This window comes from Pseudonocardia sp. ICBG1142 (assembly GCF_020496255.1).
In the GTDB taxonomy this organism is placed as follows: domain Bacteria; phylum Actinomycetota; class Actinomycetes; order Mycobacteriales; family Pseudonocardiaceae; genus Pseudonocardia.
This window is the reverse complement of record NZ_JAHLJC010000005.1, coordinates 148,028-169,378: the sequence shown is the minus strand read 5'-3', so window position 1 is coordinate 169,378 and position 21,351 is coordinate 148,028. Positions and strand designations below refer to the sequence as shown.

At 75.8% G+C, this 21,351-nt stretch carries 6 protein-coding genes (1 of these 6 running past the window's edge); 1 reads left to right on the top strand and 5 read right to left on the bottom strand.

What is annotated here, in order from left to right; genetic code table 11:
* Positions 1 to 9: 9 nt before the first annotated feature.
* Both KPL59_RS05995 and KPL59_RS36745 read right to left on the bottom strand, forming a co-directional pair.
* Complete coding sequence (locus tag KPL59_RS05995; protein ID WP_226352612.1) at positions 10 to 789, bottom strand: enoyl-CoA hydratase/isomerase family protein; 780 nt, start codon at positions 787 to 789, stop codon at positions 10 to 12.
* 10 nt (positions 790 to 799) lie between these two features.
* Positions 800 to 3,517 (bottom strand): helix-turn-helix transcriptional regulator, encoded by a 2,718-nt coding sequence (locus KPL59_RS36745; protein WP_226360197.1) that lies wholly within the window; start codon positions 3,515 to 3,517, stop codon positions 800 to 802.
* Positions 3,518 to 3,740: 223 nt separating this feature from the next.
* On the opposite strand from KPL59_RS36745, the gene KPL59_RS05985 reads away from it, so the two are divergent.
* Positions 3,741 to 6,401: a hypothetical protein gene (locus KPL59_RS05985; protein ID WP_226360196.1), complete on the top strand. Its 2,661-nt coding sequence runs from the start codon at positions 3,741 to 3,743 to the stop codon at positions 6,399 to 6,401.
* A gap of 28 nt (positions 6,402 to 6,429) precedes the next feature.
* Here the strand turns inward: KPL59_RS05985 and KPL59_RS05980 are convergent, their stop codons facing one another.
* From KPL59_RS05980 to KPL59_RS05970, 3 genes are all read right to left on the bottom strand, one after another.
* Positions 6,430 to 8,862 carry a right-handed parallel beta-helix repeat-containing protein gene (locus tag KPL59_RS05980; RefSeq protein ID WP_226360195.1) on the bottom strand — a complete coding sequence of 811 codons (2,433 nt, stop codon included), beginning with the start codon at positions 8,860 to 8,862 and terminating at the stop codon, positions 6,430 to 6,432.
* Positions 8,863 to 9,016: 154 nt separating this feature from the next.
* Entirely contained in the window at positions 9,017 to 9,625 is a 609-nt protein-coding gene (locus KPL59_RS05975) for a type VII secretion system-associated protein (protein WP_226360194.1), read from the bottom strand.
* A 2,536-nt stretch (positions 9,626 to 12,161) separates the two neighbouring features.
* A protein-coding gene (locus KPL59_RS05970) for a toxin glutamine deamidase domain-containing protein (protein WP_226360193.1) crosses the window boundary here: on the bottom strand, positions 12,162 to 21,351 show its 3' portion. 18,212 nt of this gene lie beyond the right edge of the window; 9,190 of the gene's 27,402 nt are visible here — the last part of the coding sequence; its start codon lies off the right edge, out of view; the stop codon is at positions 12,162 to 12,164.

Sequence of the window (21,351 nt, the reverse complement as noted above, 5' to 3'; positions counted from 1 at the left end):
CGGTGCGGCTCAGCGGCCGGTGAAGGTGGCCTTGCCGGGGCCGTTCTCGACGAAGCTGGCCATGCCGGCCTTCGCGTCGTCGGTGGCGAACACGCCCGCGAACAGCTCGGACTCGATGTCCAGGCCGGTGCGCAGGTCGGTGTCGAGGCCGTTGTCGATCGCCTTCTTCGCCGCGGCGTAGGCCAAGGCGGGGCCCGCGGTGAACTGCTGCGCCCACGCGACGGCGCGGGTGTAGACCTCGTCGGCGGGCACGACCTCGTCGACCAGGCCGATCTCCAGGGCCTCGTCGGCCTTGACCATGCGGCCGGTGTAGATCAGGTCCTTGGTGCGGGACGGGCCGATCAGCCGCGCGGCGCGCTGGGTGCCGCCGCCGCCGGGGAAGATGCCGAGCAGGATCTCCGGGAAGCCGAGCTTGACGTTGTCGCCCGCGATGCGGCGGTCCGCACCGAGCACGACCTCCAGGCCGCCGCCGAGGGCGTAGCCGGTCACCGCGGCGACCGTCGGCTTCGGGATGGTGGAGATCGCGCCCAGCCCGGCGGAGAGCTTGCGGGCCTGCGGGGCCATGTCCGAGTAGGACATCGACGCCATCTCCTTGACGTCCGCACCCGCGGCGAAGGTCTTCTCCCCGCCGTGGACGACGACCGCACGCACGTCGGCGCGGGTGGCGGCCTCGTCGGCCACCTCCAGCAGCTCGCCCTGGATCTGGCGGTTCAGGGCGTTCATCGGCGGGCGGTCGATCCGGATCGTCCCGACGCCGGCGTCCACGGACAGGCTCACGAATTCGGTCACGCAGCGGACTCTAACGGGCCCCGACGCCGGGTTCCCACGGCTCGGGAGCCAGCCCGGTGAGCCGGCCCGCCAGGTGCGCGACGACCAGCTCGCGCCGGTTGTGGCAGCCGGTCTTGCCGAAGAGCCGGGTGAGGTGGTTCTCGACCGTCTTCTCGCTCATCGTGATCCTGGCCGCGATCTGCCGGTTCGAGCGGCCCTCGGTGATGAGCTCGACCAGCTGCATCTCCAGCTCGGACAGCCGCTGCTCGGTGAGCTCGGGGGTCCGCACGGTGATCCCGTACCGCGCCATCGCCCGCCGCACCGAGCGCCGGAGCCGGACCGCCTTCAGGTCGTCGGCGATGGCGAGCGCCTCGTGCAGCAGGGGCTCCGCCTCCTCGGCCCCGACGACGTCGGCGGCCTGCAGGCACGCCTGTGCCAGGTCCGGCAGGCTGCCCCGTTCACGCCACCACGCGACGCCCCGGCGGGCGGCGGCGGGGTCGTCGTGGAGCATCGCCCGGATCAGATCGCCGTACTCCGGGCCGACCGACTCGGGCTCCGCGGCGACCGCCTCCTCGACCGCCTCGCCGATCCGGCGCCGCCACCCGTCGTCGCCGCTGCTGCGGGCGAGCATCGCCAGCCAGTTCAGGACCTCACCGGCGTGCGGCCCCGGGGAGCCGCGCCGCAGCTCGCGGCAGTACACCGCCCAGGTCAGGGGCAGCGCCTCCAGCGGGTTCTCCCCGGTGTAGGCGAGCCGCGCCTGCGCCCACTCCCGCAACGCGGGCACGGCGGTGTCGGTGTCGGTGTCGTCGAGCTCGGGGATCATCTGCGCCCACGCCAGTGCACGCCGTTCCCGGCCCCGGTAGCGATGGACGGCCGCGGCGGCCAGCGCCGCCCACGGCCGGGAGACCAGGTCCGCGGACTCCTGGGTCTGCAGCAGCCGGGCCGCCGACAACGCCCGGTTCCAGCGCCCGTCCCCGTAGGCGATCATCATGCGCTCGAACGCCGCGAACGGGCCCTCGGCCGGCGGCCGGTAGCCGGGTCCCTGCAGCCACCGGAGCAGCGGCACCAACCGCCGCCGGGAGTACGCGTGCCGGACGTCCGCGGGCACCCGCAGCGAGTCCGCGGACAGGTCCCGCAGCGTCGACACCGGCCCGCCGGGCGCGAGCGGCGCGAAGCCCCGCACCAGCTCACCGATCGACAGGTGGTCACCGCGCCACCAGCGCTCGCACAGCTCCAGCGGGCAGTAGGGATCCCCGATCCCGGCCAGGGCCGAGCGGACCGGCGCGCTCACCCGGCGGCCGAGCTGCAGGGCGGCGAGCGCGGCGGCCGCGGTCAGCTCGGTGCGTGAGCCCGTCGTCCGGTACCCACCCTCGTCGACGGCGTCGGCGACGAAGTCGGCCAGCTCGTCGAAGCGGCCCGCGGCCCGGGTCGTGCGGATCAGCTCGGTCTGCACACGACGCCGGCCGTGTCCGGGCCCGGCGTGCCGCCACGCGGACCGGAGACGGGTGATCGCGCGGTCCGGGTCGCTGTCGGCGACGCGGACGGCCTCGTCGTGCAACACGACCGTCAGCCGCTGCTGGGCGGGCCACACCGTTCCGGCCGCGGCGACGTGGTCGGCGAGCGCGGACAGGTCGTCGCGGCCGCTGAGCTCGACCGTGGACTGCAGCCGGCGACCGATCCGCACGTGCAGGTCGCGCAGCGCGTCCTCCCCCAGCCCGGCCCGCACCGTGGTCCCCAGCGCCCGGCACAGCGGTGTCAGGCGCCCCCGGAAGTCGCACTCGAGCGCGGACTCCGCGGCGAGGGCGTCGACGACGGCGCCACAGCCCACCGCGGTCCGCCCGGTCGCCCCGGCGACGGCGTCGAGGTCGGCGATCCGGAGCCCGGTGGGGCCCGCCGCGAGGGCGACGAGCTCCTCCGCGACACGACCTGCGGTGCGCACCGCCTCCACCAGGAAGTGCCCGGTCGGGAGCCCGATCGGCGCGCGGTCGTCGCGGAGGCAGAGGTTGCGGTCCACGCGCACGACACGGTCGTCCGCACGCAACGCGGCCAGGGTGGAGATCAGGGTCCCCGGGCACCCGAACAACAACCCGAGCGCGCCCCGCAGGGCGTCGACGAGTCCCGGGTCGACCGGGCCGCCCGCCGCCCGGCGCAGGATCTCCACCGATGCCTCGTCCGGCAGCATCGGGAGGTCGATGATCTCGTCGGCGGCGTCACCGACCTCGGCGACCTGCTCGGTCGGGAGCTGCGCCGTCCGCGTCGCGGCGAGCACGCGGTGCCCGGCGCGCCGGGCCTCCGCGAGCACGAACAGCGGAGCCTCGACGTGGTCGGCGTCGTCGACGGCGACGGTGACCGGGCCCCGGGCCCCGACCGCGGCGAGGAGGCGACCGGTCTCCGCGCGCAGCCGGGAGCGCCCGGCGATCGACTCGTAGGTCTCGGCGGTGGCCAGGTGGCGCACCGACCGCATCGCCCCGGGCAGTTCGAGCCCGGGGTCGAGCTGCTCGAAGGATCGACGGACCGCGGCCAGCAGCGGGCGGACCCCGAACCGGTCCCAGTCCGCGTGGTCCTGGACCGCATCCACGAACAGGACGGTGGAACCCGACTCGCGCAGCTCGTCACCGATCCGGGTGAGCAGTGCGGTCCGCCCGCTGGAGGTGGGGCCACGGAGGACCGTCAACGACGCCCCTGGCGTGCCGCGCAGAGCGTCCAGCACCTCGTCCCGACCACAGAGCTCGATCCGTTCCCTGCCCACGTCACCGTCCCTGTCGTGCGGCCCTGTCATGCGGCCCCGCAAGCTGCGACGATCATGACATGTAGCGCGGAACGGTACGATCGACCGACGAGGCACGATCCGCACCGCCGCGACCGGCCCCCGGGAAGACCGGGCACCGGCCCGATGTCCGCTCGTCGTCCGCGGTGCGAGGACTCCCCCGTCCTGTCACGCCGTCGTCGACGACCGCCCTGTGGAGGCACCCTTGCCCGTCCCGGACCTTCCGGACGACGGAACCCGCCCGGCCCTCGTGCACGGACCGCCGGGTATCGGGCGCACCACCCTGCTCGACCGGCTGGGCGCCGGGATCGGGGACCGCGGCGGCGAGGTCCTGCGCCTGCGCTACACCCCCGACGGTCCGGTGATCGACGGGGGCACGGCCGTCCTCGACCGGGTCCCGCCGACGCTGCTGCACCCGGTCGACGGCGCCCGGCACTCCCCCGCCCTCGCCGCCCGGGTGGCGGCACCGATCGCGATGGTGCTCGACCGGCACCGGCTGACCCTGCTCGTCGACGACCTGCATCGCAGCGATCCCGACTCGGTCGCGGTGCTCGCCGCGCTGGTGCCGTCCCTGGCCGAGGCCGGTGTCCGGGCGGTGTTCACCGTCCAGACCCCGGTCCCGGGGTTCCTGCGTCCCTTCGTCCCGGTGGTCCGTGCGCTGCGTCGCGACGGCGTCCTCGACTCGCACCGGCTGCGGCCGCTCGACCGTGCGCAGATCGCGCGCCTGCTGGCCGAGCAGCTGCGCAGCCGTCCGGCACCCGAGCTGGTCGACCTCGTGCTCGCGCGGACGCGGGGGGTGCCGGAGGCGGTGCTGGACCTGTTGGGAAGCCTCTCGGCGGGAGGGCGCGTGGTGATCTCCGACCGGCACGCCTACCTCGGTCCGGGGCAGGAGCCGACCCCCCGGCCGGACGGGCCGCTGCTGCGCCCGGTGCGTCGCCTGGGACCCGCCATGTGGCCGGTCGCGACCGCCGTCGCCCTGCTCGCGCCGCTCGGGCCTGCACTGCCCCGGCTGCTCGCCGCGAGCCTCGACATCGGCGTCGAGCAGGCGCGCGACCACCTCGGCGAGCTCGTCGACGCCGGAGTGCTGCACCGTGGCGGGGCGGACGGCGGCTGGCGCTTCCCGGTCCCGCAGGTGGCGGTCGAGCTCGCCGCCTGTCTGGGCCCCTACGAGCGGCGCTGGGTGGCCGTCACCGCCGTCGTCGCGATGTGGACCGGCGCCGCCCACGCCGAGGACCCTGACTACCTCACCGACCGGATCGCCGAGGCGGGCGCGCTGTTGGACACCGGCCGGGCCCGGACCGAGCTGGTCCAGCGGGCCACGATCCGTGCCGCCGACGACCCGGGCCGGACGAAGGCCTGGTGGCTGGCTGCCGCGGAACTGTCCTCCGACCGCGCCGACGAGGCGATGGCCCGCTGGATGTACGCCACCAGCTGCTACCGCACCGGTGACTACGCCACCGCCGTCACGACCATCGAGTCCGTCCTGGAGGACCTCGGCGACGTCCTGCCCGAGGAGTGGGTGATCGACGCCGGTGCGACGCTGCTCGGCTCGATGCGCAGCCTCGGCGACATCGAGGGGCTCCGCGCCGTCGCCCACGGCCGCCGCGAGCTCCCCGGTGACGTGGCCGCCCGGTCCTCGTGGCGGGCGCTGGCCCTGTTCATGCTCGGCCGGTGGCGGGACGCCCTGGAGCTGCTCGACGAGACACGGTGGGCGTGGCGCGGTCCGGGGGCGAACTCCTACCTCGGGGACACGATCTCGATGATGGCCGAGCTGGGTGCGGGACGTCCGGCGACGTTCGAGACGCTGCTCGCCGACCGCGAACTGTGGCCGAAGGACAACTCCGCCCGTCGGCAGCTGGCCTTCGTCCAGGGGCTGGTCACACTCCTGCTCCAGCTCAGCGAGGTCGACCGGGTCCGCCGACTGATGGCGAGCGAGGGGTTGACCCCGGAGATGCTGAGCCTGTCCGACCGGGCCTCGCTGGCGTTCCTGGAGGGCCGGACCACCGAGGCGAAGGACCTGGCCCGCCGCTACCGCGTCGGTGGGCTCGTCGTGGGGCACGACGCGGGCCTGGAGCTGACCCAGCAGCACCACGCCTTCCTGCTGCTGGCCCGGGGCGACATCACCCGGGCCCGGGAGTTCCTGGACGAGGCGATCGCGGCGAAGTCGTCGCTGCGACATCTGCTCGCCGCCCCCCGTGCCCTCGCCGACGTCGCCGTCGGGGACCTCGACGAGGCGATGGACCGGCTGCAGAGCTCGGTCGCCGACGCGGAGGAGCGCGGTGTCCTCATCGGGACCGAGGCGACCCACCTCCAGGTGGCGCGCATCGCCATGGCTCGCGGCGACGCCGACGGCGCCCGGCGCGTGGGCGGGGCGCTGGAACGTCTGCACGGGATGCTGGGAACCTCGCGGACGGAGCTGTACCTGCTGCTCGTGCGCTCTTTCGTCGACCGCGACGGGGCGACCGTCGAGAGCTGTCTGCGGCTCGCCCGGGAGCGCGGGATCCCCCTCGAACTGGCGACGGTCATCGGCATGCTGGGCGAGCTCGATCTCGTGGGGCCCGACGACCTGTGGGAGTGCTACGACCTCTTCGGGGAGCTCGGCGCGCTGCTGTGCCGCAGCTGGGTCCGCGGCCTGATGACCCGCGCCGGCGTGACCGTGCCGGGCCGGGCCTCGGTCGTGGCGGAGAACGAGCGGCTGCTGGGCCTGCTGGTGGGGCAGGGCTTCGGCAACCGGACGATCGCCACGATCCTCCAGGTCAGCGAGAAGAGTGTGGAGGGCAGGCTGGGCCGGATGTTCGCGCGCGCCGGCTACCGGTCGCGCACCGAGCTCATGACGGCGATGCAGGACCCGGGGTTCTCCGGCTGACCGGTCGAGCCCCGGACCTGCGACGGCCTCAGACGGCGAGTTCGAGGTCATCCACGGTCAGCAGTGTCAGGTCGGCGGGATCCACGGCGCCGCCGGAGCTCAGCCGGGACGCCTGCCGGTCGGCCATCCGCTCGAACACCCGACGGGCGGTGCGCCCGTTGCCGAACGTGCCGTCCTTCGGAATCCGTTCGAAGTAGGCGAGCAGGGCCTGCTCGGCCTCCGGGGCGAGGCGGTAGTCGTGGCGCTCGCACTGGCTGCGCACGATCGTGACCAGCTCGGGGGCGTCGTAGTTGGCGAACTCGATGGTCCGGCTGAAGCGGGACTCCATGCCCGGGTTGGCCTCCAGGAACTGCTGCATCTCCTTCGAGTAGCCGGCGGCGATGACGACGACGTCGTCGCGGTGGTCCTCCATCAGCTTGACCAGGGTGTCGATCGCCTCGCGCCCGAAGTCGGGGCCGGTGCCGCCTCGTCCGCTGGACAGCGTGTAGGCCTCGTCGATGAACAGGACCCCGCCCAGCGCGCTGGTGAACGCCTCGGTGGTCTTGATCGCGGTGCCGCCGATGATCTGGGCGACCAGGTCCGCGCGCGCCACCTCGACCAGGTGCCCGGACCGCAGCACCCCGAGGCGGGCGAGGATCTCGCCGTAGAGCCGGGCGACGGTCGTCTTGCCGGTGCCGGGCGCGCCGGCGAACACCAGGTGGCGGGCCATCGGCGGGGCGGACAGCCCGGCGTCGACGCGGCGCTTGGCCATCTTGTTGAGGTTCACCAGCGAGGTGACGTCGGCCTTCACCCCCTCCAGACCGACGAGCGCGTGCAGGGCGTCGAGCGGGTCGTTGGTCGGCCGCCGGGCCGATGTCGTGCCCGGTGCGGGTGCGGCGACCTCCGTGGGGCCGCCGTCGGCCACCGCGGCCTGGCCACCGGACCGGGGCCCCGGCGCGTCCGGGATCCCGTTGGCGAGGCTGGCCAGCCGTTCGACGGTCAGCGACGCCGCGGGGGCCGTGACCCGCAGCCCGGCACCGGCGTTGCCCTGTGCGGTGCAGCCGGTCAGCCGGACCGGTTCGGCCGTGGCGACGACGATCCCGTCCGCTCCCCCGACGACGGCCCCGCAGCCCTCGAGGGTGCCGCCGGAGCCCGTGTCCAGGCGGAACCCGGCGCCCGGCGCCCCGACGACACGGCAGTGCTGCAGGGTCAGGTCGGCGCCGGTGCCGGCGGTGACGCCGTCGCCGCCGACCGCGGACAGGTCGCCGTCGGCCAGCGACAACGCCGCGCCGCCGACGGCCACACCGGACCCGGTGGCGCCGCGCAGGCGCAGCCCGTCGATCTGCGGGCGGGCCCCGTCGGTGACCCGCACCCCGTCGGCGCCCGCGCGTTCGATCTCCACGTTCTCCAGGCGGCCACGGGCACCGCCGGAGACGACCAGGGCACAGGTCCCGGCGTCCAGGACGCGCAGCCGGCGCAGGAACGGGTCGGCGCCGTCGTCGACGACGACACCGGCGCCGGTGTCGCCACCGGTCTCGACGGCGTCGAGCTCGGGGGTGCTGCGCCCGGTCACCCGCAGCCCGTCGCCCTCGGTGGACCCGACGGTGCATCCGGTGGCGGTGCCCGAGGCCCGGCCGGTCCACAGCAGCCCGGCCCCGGTGGCGGCACGCACGGTCAGCGCGCGCAGCTGCGGGCGGCAGGCCTGGTCGACGTGCACGCCGACGGCGCCGCACGGACCGATCTCGGCGCCGTCGACCTGCACCGCGGCACTGCTGGCGAGGTACAGCCCGGCCCCGGCGGTCTCGGTGACCCGCAGGTCGGTAGCGGTGAGCGCACCCTCCTGCTCGACGGCGACGGCCGGCTTGCCCGCCGCGGACACCGACGTCCCCGAGAGCGTGAGCCGGCCCCGCTCGTGGACGAACACGCCGTTGCCCGCGGGGTTCTCGATCCGGGTCGCGGCGAGGTCCAGCACGCCGTCGCCGGCCACCACGACCGCGGTGGTGCCGACGTCGGTGATGCGGCACAGCGACACGGTGCTGCCCACCGGAGAGCTGACGACGACCCCCGCGCCCGTCGGGGCGGTCAGCGTGCAGTCGCGGGCGTGCACCGCGCCGTCGTCGCGGGCGAGCACCGCCGACCAGCCCGCGCCGGTGACCGCGCACTCGCTCAGCTGCAGCGCCCCGCTGGTCACCAGCACTGCCGCGACCACCCCCTCGGCGCCCGCCACGGTGATGCCGGACAGCTGCGCGGTCGCCGACGGCGGCCCGGCCAGCACCACCGCGACCCCCTCGCGAGGGGCGATCCGGACGGTGCCCGGGCCCTCCTCGGCGAGGATCGTCACGGCCTGCCGCAGGACGAGGGGCTCGGTGTAGGTCCCCGGCGCCACGCTGATGACGGCACCCTCGGGTGCCGCGGCCACGGCGTCGGCGAGGCTGCGGTGCCCGGTACCGCCCATCGGCGAGACGGCCAGTGCCGCGCTCATCGCGGCACCGGTCCCGTACGGCGTCGCGGCTCCATCGCGCCCCTTCGGCAGAGTCGGTTCCGGCGGTCCTCCCCTGTCTAGTGCGGGCCCCGGCACCGCGGAGCGACGACGGGACCCCACGCGCGCGCCACGGGGGAGATCCCCCGCGAACCGGTCACCCGGTGGGGGCCCCGCCCACGAGCGAGCGCAGCCTCGCGGCCGGGATCAGCGCAGGGGCGGGCGAGTCGGGGTTGACCACGATGTCGACACCCTCGGCGGGGAGGGCGGCGGCCAGCTCCGCGGCGGTGGTCTCGCGCCAGGACGCGACGCCGGTGACCCGGTCGCGGTGCGCGGCGGCGGTGACGACGGGGACGACTCCCCCGCCGGGTGCCGCCCGGACGACCGCGACGCCGTTCTCGTCGAGAGCGACGCCGAGCCGGGCCTCGACCAGCACCGTGTCGAGCAGCTCCATGGTCTCGTCCTCGGGGCGCAGGCCGTCCTCCCGGTCGAGGGCCAGGATCTGCAGGACGGCGGCGACGGGGTCGGTCGGTGACCCGGGGTCCGACGGGACGTAGTCGGGGTTGCTCTGGAACCCCTCGATCCCGCCGTCGGCGCGCAGGATCCAGGCCCCCACCACCTGGGCCGGCCCGGGATCGGGCTGCCCGGGGGTCGGCCGCCAGCCCGGGTCGATGAGGTAGGCGATCTGGTCCTCGGCCGTGTCGGGGACCTCGGGCTCGGCGGGCCCGCCCTCCGGGGTGGGCGTGTGGCCGGGGGAGGTGCTCATGGACAGCGCTCCGTTCGGGGGCGGTTCGTGGTGTCAGCGGGCGGGCGGCCGGGGCGCTGCCGCGCGTGGGTCGGGACGCCCCAGGTCCCGGATCGCGTCCACGTGCCGCGCACCGGGTGCCGTCCTTGCCGTGGGCCACACGCCCGGCCATCGCGGGGCCGACCGGATCTCCGGCAGGTCCCACATCGACAACACGGCGGGAGCCTACGGCGTCGGGGGTGTCCGGGCGGACTGACCGCTGTGCCCGGCCCGGACGGCGTCGTCCTCGTGGGCCGACCGGACGGGCTCGCGGGTGGACACGTCGCCGTCGACGTCCCAGCTCGGAACCGCCTCGGAGACCCAGCTCTCGTGAGCCGGCGGGACCGCGGGGCCGGGTGGCACGCCAGGACCGTCGGCGGGGGCGGGGTCACGCGGGGGGTCCCCTCGCACTGGGAGGGGGCTGTCGGAACGGGTGCCGGTCCGGGCCAGCTCGGCGTCGTAGGTCCCCTTGGCCGACCACCAGGCCTCGGCGGCGGCCCGCTCGCGCTCCGCGGCGGCCGAGTGGTCGTTCGCGGCGGCATCGGCCCCGGCGCCCCTCTCCGCGGCCCGCAGCTCCGACCGGGCCCGGCCCCACTCCCGGTCCCTGACGCCCAGCTGGTGCACCGCGTCCACGAGCGCGGCGGGCAGGCTCTCGCCGCGGTCGGTGCGCCGGACCACGTACCCCTGGTCGAGGTCGACGTCGACGACGCCGGTCCGCCGGCCGGAGCCGAGCGGCACGGACCGGGGCTCGGCGACCACCCTGAACCGGGTCCCGTGCGTGTGCAGGGTGCTGATCGGGCTCACGTCACCCGGCCCGCGTGCGGGGCGTTCGGTGCCGCCCGAGGAGGTCGCGCCGCGCTGCTCGTGCTCGGCCCCGGCCGCGCCCAGCGGCTCCAGGCCCAGCGCCCAGCCCGAGGCCTGGCCGAACGGCTGCCGCCCCTCGGAGTAGGTGTTCGACTCGGGCGGGTGCGGGACCCCGCCGGACACGACGGGCATGGCACCGACGAGGTGCTCGCTGGCGGACCCGTACTCGACGTGCTCCGCGCCGGTCCGGGCGGTGGAGCCACCCAGCCGGATGCGGTCGCTGGCCCCCACCAGCTCGCCGGTGTCGGGGAGCACGGCGTGCAGGGTCAGGTCGAAGCCGGAGCTGGTGGGGACGACCAGGGGCATCCCGTGCTCGAGCTGTTCGCGGGCCGAGGCCGTCAACCGGCTCGGGGTCAGGTCCGCCTGCAGGGCACGGGTGGTCGCCGCGGTGACCGTCCCGCCGCCCTCACGGACGGCCTGCTCGGCGGCCCGGACGAGGTCGCCGGTGTCACCGGCGAAGTCGACGGCCCGGGCACGGGCGGGATCGGCGGGCAGCGCGGCCGCGTCCGCGGACCGCCAGGCCGCCAGCGCGTCCGGCCGGGCCTCGTCCGCCGACCGGATCGTGGTCCGCGAGGCCGGGACCTGCCGGTGGGCCTGCGGGATACGACCGGCCGGCGTGTCCTCGGCCAGGGACCGGAGCTCGACCGTCCGGACCGCGGGGGCGGCGGCGATCCGCTCACCGTGCCGCTCGATCCGCACGTCGAACAGGACCTCTGCACGGTGTGCCGCCAGGACCCCCGACGCCGTCTCCGAGGATTGCCGGGCCGTCGCCCACTCCTGGACCGTCTGCTGGGTCTGGGCCAGCCACTCCCCGACGTAGGCCAGCCCCAGACCGGCCGCGAGGTACGGGGCACCATGTCGGGCGGTGCCCGCCTCGGTCGAGGGGATGAACATCCCGCCCGGCACCACGGTCATGATGACCTCGGCCAGGACCCGGCGCAGGGTGCGCGCGGCGGTCCGGGTGAACGTGGAGACCGTCGTCGTCGTGAGCTCGCCGTGGGTCACGCCCAGCGGCTCGGGCGGTGCGAGCAGCTCGGCTCCGACGCGCAGGTCGTAGGTCCGGCCGCTGAGCCGGTCCTCCAGCCTCAGCGCGATACCCACCCCGTCGGCCATCGCGTCACGCAACGAGCCCTGCAGGGCCGACAGCAGGGTGTGCGCCTCGCGGTGGCCGTCGTGCGGGGTCGTCACGGCCGAGGACGAGAGCAGTCGTTCGGCCCGCTCCGGCCCGAGCCGGTGCACCAGCTGCTCGCGCAGCAGCGGGAGAGTGTCGCCGAGGTCGACCGGCTGCAGGACGCCGCCCACCCGGTCCGGCGCCGGCAGCGACCGCCCCTCGGGCACCGGTTCGACCGCCGGACGCGACGAGGGGTCCAGGATCGACCCGCCGGGGGTGTGGTCCAGGACCAGTTCCGGCAGGCGGGGCGGTCCGGTCTCCGCGGCGCGGAGGGCGTCCTCCTCCGCCTGCAGGGTCCGGATCGCGTGGAGCTGCTCGTCCGTCACCAGGGCGTGCACTGCTCCCGGCAGCGTGAAGTGCTCCGCGGAGCGTCCCACCGGGGACCGCCCGAACACCTCCCATCGGTCGAGGTTGCCCCGGCGGCTCGCCTCGGCGGCGACGGTGGAGCCCAGGTCGGCCCGGATCAGGTGCAGTGCCCGGGGCTCACCGGAGATCGTGCGCGTGGTCTGCGCGGCAGCACTCTCCCCGTCCCGGAAGGACTGCGAGCCACCCCACAGGCCGATCTCGCCGAGGAACAGGCCGATCGCGTTGCCGGCACCGCCACCGATGGCGCCCGGGTCGCCCGTGGCGAGGTACGCCGGTTCGATCGAGTTCGTCAGCGACCAGCCGCTCCCGGCCTCGCGGGCCAGGACGCTGCCGCCGGTGATCGCCCCCGAGGGCTGCTCCCACACCGTGTCCAGCACCTGAGGTTCGCGGAGGGAGAACGAGACCGCCGCCGCTGCCTGGGTGTCGGCCCGGCGACGCGCCCAGCCGAGCCCGTCCAGGTGCACCGGCCGGGAGAACAGGTGCGGGTCGCCGCGCAGCGCGCTCTGCGAGAGCGCGGTGTCGATCAGGCCGGAGTTCGCTCCGTCGGCGAACCCGAGGGCCGGGTCTCCGGAGGCGTCGACGGTCTGGTCGCGCACCGAGGTCCGAACGTGTTCGAGGCCGTGTACCGACAGCAGCCGGATCCCGTCGAGCTCGCGGGACGTGCCCCGGCGCAGCGCCGGGTCCCCGTTCAGCGCGATCCCCGGGAGGGCGGTGCGATCGGTCGGTACGACGGTGCGCTCCAGCTCGGCGCGCACGGCGGCGGCGTCGGACCCGGCGGGCAGTTCGAGCACGACGTCGGCGACGACCGTCCCCGGCGCACGTCCGGCCTCCGCGGCTCCGGGATCGACGATGGTCAGGTCGTGACGGGTCGGGACCTCGAGGCCGGAACCGCCGACGGTGCCCCCCGGACCAGGGCGTTGGGCCGGGACCAGTGGTGCCCGGTGACGGTGTACTCGACCCGGGCCCGGTACCGGTGCAGGGGCTCGGGCACCGGCGCGCCGTCGGCGTCGAGCCGGGGGCCGCGGGCCCCCCGACGTCGGACCCGGTGGTGTGCCTGATCGTCGTCGAGGTGGAACGGTGGTACCCGAGCTTGCTGTAGAAGGTGGCCAGTGCGAGGTTCCCGGCAAGCTGCGAGTACACCCGGCCGACGACTCCCCCGGTGACCGACCAGCCCCGCTTCGCGGTGTGCTCGCCGCTACCGGTCTCGCCGATCCGCGTGGTCGAGGGGCGCTCCGGGGCGGGGCCCAGGTCGACCAGCTCGCCGTCGAGCCGGGCCGAGACCCGCAGCGCGACGTGGTAGTCGTGGCCGCGGCCGGGTTCGGGGGTGAGCTCGACGGTGAGCGGCCCGTCCACGAGCAGGTCCGGGGTGATGCGGGGCAGCCGGTCCGCCGACACCGCCGCCTCGACCGCGTCCGTGCGGCCGAGTTCGCGCTCGTGGCGGTCGGAGATCCCGCCGCTCAGCCGGGTGTCGTCGAAGGAGGTGGCGAAGGTCGAGTCCCGCCACGACCACCGGTGGTGGCCCGGCAGCAACGCCACCGAGTCCCGCATGATCGCGGCGAGCTTCTCGCTCGTCGCCTGCGGCTCGGGAGACGCCGACGGGCCTCCCGGGAGGCCGTCCGCCGTGGGGAGGACGCCGGTGCGGGCCGCCTCCTCCGGGGTGGTCCAGTGCTGCGCGGTGAGCGCACGGTCGAAGGTGATCGGCGCCTGGCCCGGGAGGCGGGCCTCCAGGTCGTAGACCGTGCGGTAGCGCACGACCGGGCCCGGCCGGTCCTGCGTCGACTCGTGGGTGGTCGTGCGGTCGTGGGCGTGGGAGGTCTCGGCCAAGCGGCCGGCCGCCCCGAGCGGACCGGCCGCCGCGGTGACCATGCCGACGTCGACGCCCGCTCCGGCCCCGAGTGAGCCCTCGCCCGCCCGGCTCGCCCGGGTGCCGCCGGCGGCCGTCGCGGCGCCCTTCGTCGTGGTGGACCAGCTCGCTCCCTCGATGGTCTCCAGGTACTCGACCTCCCGGGCGACCGCTCGCAGCTGGAGCCTGCGGCCGTGCGAGCTGAACAGCGAGAGCAGCGGGTTGCTCTTGGGGAGCAACGACACCGAGTCCACCCAGCCGGCGCCGCTGCCGGCCTGGCGCGGGCCGACCGCCATCCGTGGCAGCTGCGAGGCGAGGCCGTCCGAGCTCAGCGCCGTCCGCAGCGCACGCAGGGTGTGGGGGTTCGCCGACCCGATGTGCTCGGCCAGCTGTCGCGCCACGTCCGGCGTCCGCTCCGGGGTGGCGGGCAGTGCCGTCCGCTGGTGCCGTCCGGGCGTCGAGGAGTCCAGGTGCGCGCCCTCCACCAACGACGGAGGCAGGGTCGGCGGCAGCGGCACCGTCGTCCCGGTGCTGCGGAGCCCGACAGGCACGGTCATCCCGGCCGAGACCCGGGGGTCGCCGGGACGGTCCCCGACCGTCGTCGTCGGGCCGATCGGGTCGCCTGCGGCGTCGACCCTGGTGAGGCTGAAGCGCAGCGGCACCTCGACCGTGCGCATGCCCCGGAACCCGGTGCCGCCCTCGGGCCGCTCGGGCAGCGTCACCGAGATCGCGACCTGCTCGGACTCCGAGCGGACGGCCGTGCGGTGCGTCGACGCCCCGGTCGGCAGGGTCACCCCACCGAGGCCGAACAGACCGGGGACCGCCGGGACGAAGAGGAACCAACGGGTCATCGGCGACCGCGACGACGACGTCGCCGCCGAGGAGCCCCGGTGGGACTCACGGGACGCGCCTGCGGGCTCGGGTGAGCCACCGTCGACCGGGGTCGCCGCCGACCAGTCCGGGTCCACGGTGACGAGGACCTTCTCCCGGCCGACCCGCACGATGCGGCCGTCGAGCAGGGCACCCACGTCGTCCCGGACGGCGTGCCGCAGGGAGGCGAGATCGTTGTCGGCGGGCGAGCGCGGCAACAGTGCGGCGGCCACCGTGACGACGTGGTCGACGCCCGTGGTCGGACCGCTCTGGGTCGCTGGGGCCAGCGTGTTGCCCGGGGCGGGGGCGTAGGCCGGCTCGGGCGTGGGAGCAGCTTCGGGTGCGGGGGTGGGTTCCGGGGCGGCGTCGGTGGGCACGACGTCGGTGGATACGCCGTCGGCCGGCGCGGGATCGTGCAGTCGCAGCAGGTTGCCGTCGCGGCCCGTCGCGACGGCCGAGACGACCACGCCGGCGCCCGGCTCCCGCCGCACCGCGGCGACGACGCCGCCGTCGGACGGGGTCAGCACGACCACGGCTCCCCGGCTGTGGATCATCGACACCGTCTCGGTTCGTCCCGTGGCCGGGTCATGCATCCGGACCAGCGCCGAGCTGCCGTCACCGCCGTGGACCAGGCCGTTGTGGACCTGCACCCAGGCGGCGACGCCGGTGCCGATCTCCGCCAGCGGGGCGCCGAACGTCTGCTCGACCGCATCCGCGGCGGGCTCGGCGACGACCTCCCGTGGGCGTCCACGCCACAGGTCGTGCAGCGCCAGGTGCCCGTCGAGACCGCTGCCCGCCAACTCCTCCCACGCCCCACGATGCAGCGCGAACCGGTCCGTCCGGTCGGTGGTGAACGGGAGCAGATCGCGCACCAGGTTGCGCATCTCGGCCAGTGAGACGGTCGCCCGGGCGAGCGTGTCGACGTCGAAGGGAAGCGGGGAGGTCCGCCGCCGCCACGCGTCGTAGGCGTCCAGCAACGCCGTGCGGTAGGCCTCGTTCCCGTGGTACGCCGCGCGGTCCCGCGCGGTCGCCGCGGCATCGCCGGACGCGGTCGGGTGGTCCGGGGCGGTCGGCTCCGGACGATCGTCCCGGACGACGGGCAGACGCAGCTCCCTCAGCACGTTCTGGATCGCGGCCCACTGGTGGTGGCCCGGCACCAGCCGATCCCGGGCCGTCGGCGTGGTGACCGACGGCAGCGGCCTGCTCGGCAGCTGTGGCCCGCCGAACAGGGCGTCGAGGCGGGCCAGATCGGCCTCGGTGTACACCGGGATGCCGTCGGGGCCCATCAGGGCGCCGTACGCGACGGTCCCGCCGACGGCCGCGGCGTTCCCGTGCGGGCCGTACCTGTCCGGCAGGCCGAACACGTGGGAGAGCTCGTGCGCCGCGACGGCGGACCCCGTCGCCTTCAGGCCGCGGATCTGGTCCAGCTGCCAGCGCTCCTGGTGCGACGTGGGCGACTGCCCGCGAACCCACGGCACGTCCTCCACCACGACGACCTGATGCTCGGGGCGGGTGGGCGAGAGATCGAGGCTCAGGTGCAGCTGGTCCCCGCCGGGAAGCCGGTAGCGGTAGTTGAGCAGCTCCAGCTGTTCGACGGCCAACGCAGTGGCCTCGGCGACCGCGGCCGGGTCACCCACCAGCCGCACGGCGGCGGTGAGCTCACGGACGAAGTGCCCGGGGAACACCTCGTAGCGGCGCACCTCCACCGGCGCGAGGTCGGCGAACCGGGAGATGCCGACGTCCCGTTCACCGGGCGGAAGCACCGTGATGGCGTCGGCCCGCACGAGGGTCACCGGTGCCGCGGCCCGCTGGGCGTCCCAGACGACGTCGCGGCGGTACAGCTGCTCGGAGTCCGCCGCAGGCTCGTGCCCCTGCTGCCACCGGGGGCCGGTGCGGTGCAGCGGCTCCGCGCGCCCGGAGCGGGCGGCCGGAACCGCGTCCACGGGGGGAGCCTCGGGCACCGATGGCCCGGGCACGAACGGTTCCGGCTCGTCGGCCGGGACGGCCCGCACACGGTCGCCCGTGCTGGTGACCCCCACCGCCGTGAGGCGCGCATCGTCGGGGACGACGACGTGCTCGGCGAGGACGACGCCGCCGTCGGACGGGGTCAGTACGAGCACGTCACCCTCGACCTGCAGCAGGGAGAGCGTCTCGACGCGCCCGTCGCCGGGGTGCTCGAGCCGGACCAGCCCGGAGCCGCCGTGGCCACCGCCGTGCAGCGCGTCGGCGAACCGGGCCCACGCGTCCGGGCCGGTGCCGATCTCGACCGGTGGGAACCCGAACGTCCGCTCGATCTCGTCCCGGACGTTCCTCCGACCCCGGTCGCTCTCGGTCGGAGCCCGGGTGTCGACCGGATCGGGGGTCGCGGCCGGTGCGGGCGTCGCGCCAGAGTCCGGCGTGGCGCGGGGGCGGCCCCACCAGAGATCGTGCACCGCCAGGTGCCCGTCGAGACCGGATCCCCGCAGCTGTTGCCAGATCGGCTCGTGCAGCCCGAACACGGCCGTCGGGTCGTCGGCGAACGGGGGCCGCGGAACGGACCGGTGGTCTGTCCGGGGGAAGACCAGCGGCACGCCGTCGGCGCCGGTCCCGACCGCCTCGACCCGGCCCAGGTAGCTCAGGTGGTCGGCGGTGGCCGGGACGACGTCGCCGGTGCGCAGCTCGACGAGCTGCACCGTGCCGCCGTCGTTGAGCAGGTTCCAGTGGGTCGGCCCGATCAGCCGGGGGTGTCCCTCTCCGGTCGGTGGGACGGCGGGGTCGCGCTCGAACGCGCCCCAGACCACCGCGTCGGCGCCCGGCCCGGCGGCCCGGACGGTGTCGATGACCGCGCCGAGCGCGGCCGGACCTGTGCCGACCGCGGTCCACGGAGCGCCGAAGGTCCGTTCCAGCATCCGACGGGTGCCGACGGGCCCGGACGGCTCCTCGCGCGGGGCGTGTGGCTGCCCGTGCCAGGCCTCGTGCAGCTCGGCGGCGGCGGTGGGACGGGATCCGGAGTAGGTCCAGGCCAGGTCGTCCACCGTCCGGGGCGCCGACGACGTCGTCGTGGCGGAGCCCACCGCGCCGGGATCGAGGACGACGAACGGCGGCACGGTCGGGCTCTGCGTTCCGGACCCACCGGGTTCGGTCGGGTCGCCGGGGCGATCCCCCTGGGGCAAGGAGGACCCGGCGGGGCCGGACCGGTCCGCCGCGGGGCCCGCGACGGCGGGCTCCGTCCGAGGGGTCGGCTCCGGGGTCGGCTCCGGGGTCGGCTCCGGGGTCGGCTCCGGGGTCGGCTCCGGGGTCGGCGCGGTCTCCGGCACGGCCGAGTGGCTGGGCAGCGGCAGCGGCGCCCGACCGCCGGTGACCGCGGCGGCGCGCACCTCGCGGACGGCGGGCAGACCGTCCGGCCCGACCCGCGTCGCGGCCCCGGCACGCGGGTCGACGAGCCACTGGGTGTCCCCGTCCTGGAGCAGCACCCAGATGGCGGGAACCGTGCGCGGTCCCCGGCCGGTCTCCCGGGCGGCTTCCACGACGGCCGAGGCGCCGTGTCCCGCGCCCCGGACGGTCGCGGACACCGCGGCCCACGCGTCCGCGCCCACCCCGACGGTGGTCAGCTCGGTGCCGAGTCCCGCGGCGACGACGTCCTCCGCCACGCGGCCGTGGTCCGAGTCGGGTAGCCGGGGAGTCCCGTGCCAGGTCTCCACGACGGCCAGGGCGGCGTCCGCGGAGTCGCCCTGCAGGAGGTGCACCCAGCGGTCCGGCATCACGAACGGCCGCGGGCGACCGTCCCGGTCGGTGACCGCGGCGGCGAGACGTCCCTCGGCGGTGTGGCCGTTCCGGTCGGCGTGCTCGACCGCGGCGCGGGCCAGCTCGGTCGGCGACGGCGGTACCGGGAGGCCCTGCTCGCGCCAGCGCTGGTAGATCTCGAACGAGTCGTCCCGGCTGGAGCGCAGCCCACGGTCGTCCAGGGCGACGCGGATGGCGTCCATCTGCGGTCGCGTCGGCGTCTCCGGTGCCCGGAAGGGCTGGTGCACGACCGTCCCGGGGTCTCCCGGGGCCGTGCTCCTCCCCGACCGGGTGGGCGCCGGGGGCTCGTCGTCCTCGGGGATCGTGCCCAGCCGCCGCGCGCGGGGCGGCAGCGGCGCGGGCGCCACCGGACGCTGCTGCACCCACTGGGCGGTGCGGCGGTCCAGCTCGGTCTTGGCCTCGGCCCACTCGCGGGCGGCGTCGGCGTAGCGCTCGCCGGCCACGCGGAGGTCGGTCGCGATGCGGCCGGTCGCCTCACCACGCAGGCTCTCCAGCCGACGGCGGTCCTCCGCGGGCGTGTCCAGCCAGAGCTCGTCGTAGCGGTGCTGGACCGCGACGAGCTCCGTGTCGGCGGCGCGCCAGGCGTCGGCACGCACCTTCTCGTCGGTCATCGCGGCACGCACCTCGGCCGGCATCGGCCCCAGCAGCGCCTCGGCGTCGCGTTCGCCGATGAACAGGCGCAGGTCCCCGCCCCGGACCGTGCCCGTGATGTCCAGGTCGGCGCGACCGGGCCGGGTGAGGACCGCCCCGACCTCGTAGCGGTAGGAGCCGCCGAGGATGCGGACCGAGCCGCCGAGCTTGGTCTCGTGCTCGCGTCCGGTCAGTGGGAGCTGCATGGACCGGTTGCTGGCCGACGACTGTCCCTGGGCATCGCCGCGCAGGTCGCCGCGGGACTCGTCGAGAGTACGACCGTCCCCGACCAGGCCACCCCGGACACCGCTGGAGACCTCGCTGTAGGGACCGGCGACCGTCGAGGTCATGGAGTTGGACTCCGCACCGACCCCGAGCTGGGCCGACACGGCCTCGGTGTGCAGCGACTCGGGCACGATGCGCAGCCGCGGCGTCAGCGTGGAGCCGGGCAGGCTCGGGTGCGCGACCGGCGGCAGGTCGGTCGGGCCGTCCAGCAGCAGCGGGATCCAGGGGTCGAGGTACTCGGGGGTGAACATCGCGTCGAGGGCGTGGTGGGCGGGCGCCCCCGGGGCCGTCCAGGCCCGAGGGACGTCCGCGGCCCGCAACGCCTGCTGCAACGCGGTCCGGGCGCGCTGCGCGTCGCCGCGGATGTTGCCGAGGACGGTCTCCGGGTCGACCGCCGCCGCCGGACGCATCTGGTTCGGCGGCGGGACCGCCGGGTCGGGCTGGGTGGACAGGAACGACGCCGGGACCCGCTGACGCAGGGTGAACGGCACCGAGGCCAGCGACGGGGTGGTCGTCCCGTCCCGGGACACCGACAGCTCCAGATGCCCGTCGCGGCCGAGGATCGCGGTCGGGCCGTCGGACCCCAGCCAGCGCCAACCGCGGTAGGTGTGGGCCGTCGCGTCGGGGCGATGGCTCGTCGACGACCAGGACGCGCCCCCGGCGGCGAGCCCGCCGCCGTAGTGCGGGCTCCCGTCGACGGAGCCCTCCCGGCCCCCCGCGCTGCCACCGATGTCGGCGCTCGGCCCGGACGACACCGCGGTCACACTCATCCGCTGGTCGCTGAGGTACTGCTCGACCTTGGGCGCGTGCCCGTCGTGGACGACCCGCTCCACCCGCGCGGCGTCCGGCGCCGGGTCGGGCACGAACCGCAGGGTCCCGGTCAGGTCGTGGTGGCCGACCACACCGCCGCGGGAGCCGGTGAAGGTCAGGCCGTTGCCGGCCAGGCTGTCCTGCATGCCCTTCAGGTCCGAGGCGGTGAACCCGCGCTGCGGATCGGTGAACCGCTCGGTCACGGTGCGGATGTCGGCCTCCGACAGCACCCCGTCGAAGTGCGCGGGGATCTTCGCCGCCAGGTCGGCGAGGGGTCCGGCGACGCCCTCGTCCATCGCCCAGCCGAGGCCGCCCACCGGCGACGCGGCGCGCAGCCGCGACGGCACCTGCAGCGGCACGTCGGCCGTGTCCGGACGCGGCAGCTCCGGGGGCAGCAGGCCCCAGTCCCGCAGCTGTGCCTCACCCGCGGACACGTAGACCTGCCGGGGCAGGTTCACGTAGCGGGTCGCGGTCCGCTCGGTGGGCGTGCGGAACAGGTCCAGCGCCCGGTTGGTGGCCGTCGTGCGCGCCGTCGCCTTGAACACCCCGTCCATCACGACGACGTAGGAACGGCTGCTGCCCAGGTCGTGGAACGTCTCGCTGGCCCCCGACGTACCGCGCGAGCGGCCCGCCCGGTGCGACGCCCGGTAGCCGCCGTGCACGCCCCCTGATCCGGTCGGGTGCCCGTTCGCGGCGGCGATGTCCTGTGCCGTCAGCGCCGTGTCGTTGGCCTCGACGCCTGCGGTCCCGGTGACGGTGTGCGTGCGGTTGCTGCTGCCCGACGCCAGGCCACCGCTGAAGACGACCTCGCTGCGGGAGCGGTCGACGGGTGGTGCGTGGTCCACCGACAGGATCCGCGGGCGGAACAGCATCAGCTCGCCCTCCCCCGTGCCGCGCTGGTCGAACAGGCGACCCTTGTGCACGAAGACCGGTGTCCCGATCCCCTTCTGCGTGACGGTGCGGTCGTTGGCGATCCGCTCCGGGCCGAAGGTCATGTCGAGGGCGCGGCCGTCGTCGGTGCCGGACCGGGCGAGCACCCCGGCCCCGGTCGTGGCGTCGAAGGCCTGCTCCATCGCCGCGCGGCGG